We start from the raw sequence: 1,967 nt of genomic DNA on the forward strand, positions 1-1,967 counted from the left end.
CCTGCCCGTCGACCAGGCCGAGCTGGCGCAGGTCCGGCCGGTCGTCGGTGGCGAGGGCCGCCGCCAGCGCCGCGTCGGGATCGTGCCCGCCGGCGAGCCCGTCGAGGATGCGGGCGGCGAGGTAGGGGTTCACCCAGGACTGGGTGGTGACGGCCCCGATCCCGGCCCTGAGGAACGGGCACAGCCCGCCCACCGCCGGGACGGCGCTCGCCACCGCGACGCCGAGCTGGCCGGTCCGCGGGCAGCGGGCGGCGATCGAGAAGGTGTTGAGTTCCATCATGCGCTTACAGCCTCCTCCTCCCTGCGCCCGATCCACCACCGTCTTTGCGAGCGCAGCGAAGCAATCCAGCAGCGCCCCGTTTGGGAGCGTGGCGCATCCCTGGGTCGCTTCGCTGCGCTCGCGATGACGGCGTGGGGATCGGCACCGAAACCGCCTCACACCGCGAGGTGGTCGATGACGCGCGCCTGCGCCTCCGGCGCCCGGGCCGGGCCGCTGTCGACGATCTCGCCGAGCTTGAGGACGGCGTAGCGGTCGGCCAGCGCCAGCGCGAAGGCGACGTGCTGCTCCACCACCAGCATGGACACGCCCGCCGCCCGCTCGGCGTGAAGCACGCCGCGCAGGCGCTCGACCATCGAGGGCTGCACGCCCTCGGAGATCTCGTCGATGAGGAGCAGGCGCGGGCGCAGCATCAGGGCGCGCCCGAGGATCAGCATCTTCTGCTCGCCCCCGGACAGGGTGCCGGCCCGCTGGGCCAGTCGGTCCTTCAGGAACGGGAAATGGCCGAACAGCCGCTCCAGCGCCTCGGGCAGCATCCGGTCGGAGGGCACCGCGAGGCGCAGGTTGTCGCGGATCGACAGGTCCTGGAACAGGGGCTGCTCCTGCGGGGCGTAGCCGACGCCGAGCGCGTTGAGCTTGGCCGGCGTGAGGCCGGCCAGCGCCTGGCCGCCGACCGTGACGGCGCCCCCGCGCAGGGCCACCATCCCCAGGACGGTCTTGAGCAGGGTGGTCTTGCCCATGCCGTTCTTGCCGAGCAGCGCCACGATCTCCCCCGGCCCGACCGACAGGGACACGTCCTTCACTATGGCGACGGCGCCGTAGCCGCTCGACACCCTGTCGAGGGCGAGGGCGGAACCTGCCGGTGCACCCTGCCGTGCTGCCTCACCCATGGCCGCCTCCCGAGTAGATGGTCCGGACCAGTTCCGAGCCGACGACCGCGTCGACGGTGCCGTCGAGGACGAGCCGGCCCTGGTGCAGCACCACGATCCGGGACGAGATCTCGCGCACGAAGTCGAGGTCGTGCTCGACCAGCACGGCGGCGATCCGGCCCTCGGCGGTGAGCGCCTTGAGGACGGTCCCGATGGTGGTGCGCTCGGCCTTGGTCAGGCCGGCGGTGGGCTCGTCGAGCAGGATCAGCCGCGGCTCCAGGGCCACCACCATGGCGAGCTCCAGCGCCTGCTTCTGGCCGTGCGACAGGAGGCGCGTCGGCCGGGTCAGCAGGTGGTCGAGGCCGGTCATGCGCAGGACGTCGAGGGCCGGCTGCGGCAGGCCCAGCGTCTCCGCCTGCCCGACCGGGCTCAGGCCGTCGCGGGACGCCCGGGCGAGCCGCAGGCAGTCGGCCACCGACAGGCTCTCGAACACGCTCGCCACCTGGAACTTGCGCCCGACGCCGAGGCCGACGATCCGGTTCGGCGTCAGCCCGGTGATCGGCGTACCGCCGACCGCGATGGCGCCCCTGAACGGCTCGGTGCCGTCGCTGAGGCAGCGCATCAGGGTGGTCTTGCCGGCGCCGTTGGGGCCGACGAGGCTGACGAACTCGCCTGCGCGGATCTCCAGGTCGATGCCCTCCAGCACCGTCAGGGCGCCGTAGGCCTTGGCGAGGTTCTCGACCTTGAGGATCGGGAGTCCGGTCCCGGCCGGCTCCGTGCCGGCCGCCCGCGCGACGAGGCGCGGCGGCGCGGCCTCCCGC

General features: G+C 73.4%; 3 protein-coding genes. All 3 read right to left on the bottom strand.

Features of this window, described 5'->3' with window-relative positions; translation table 11 throughout:
- Positions 1–280, bottom strand: a 280-nt coding sequence (locus AC1DXK_RS30870) for a DUF1028 domain-containing protein (protein WP_477299701.1), incomplete at its 3' end; no start/stop codon positions are given.
- A gap of 155 nt (positions 281–435) precedes the next feature.
- A complete protein-coding gene (locus AC1DXK_RS30875) occupies positions 436–1,167 on the bottom strand; it encodes an ABC transporter ATP-binding protein (protein WP_457107495.1) in 732 nt (243 codons plus the stop codon).
- On the bottom strand, positions 1,160–1,967 hold an 808-nt coding region (locus AC1DXK_RS30880; RefSeq protein WP_477299702.1), incomplete at its 5' end, for an ABC transporter ATP-binding protein. The genes AC1DXK_RS30875 and AC1DXK_RS30880, both read right to left, overlap by 8 nt.

This window comes from Methylobacterium sp. P3_A11 (assembly GCF_056403155.1).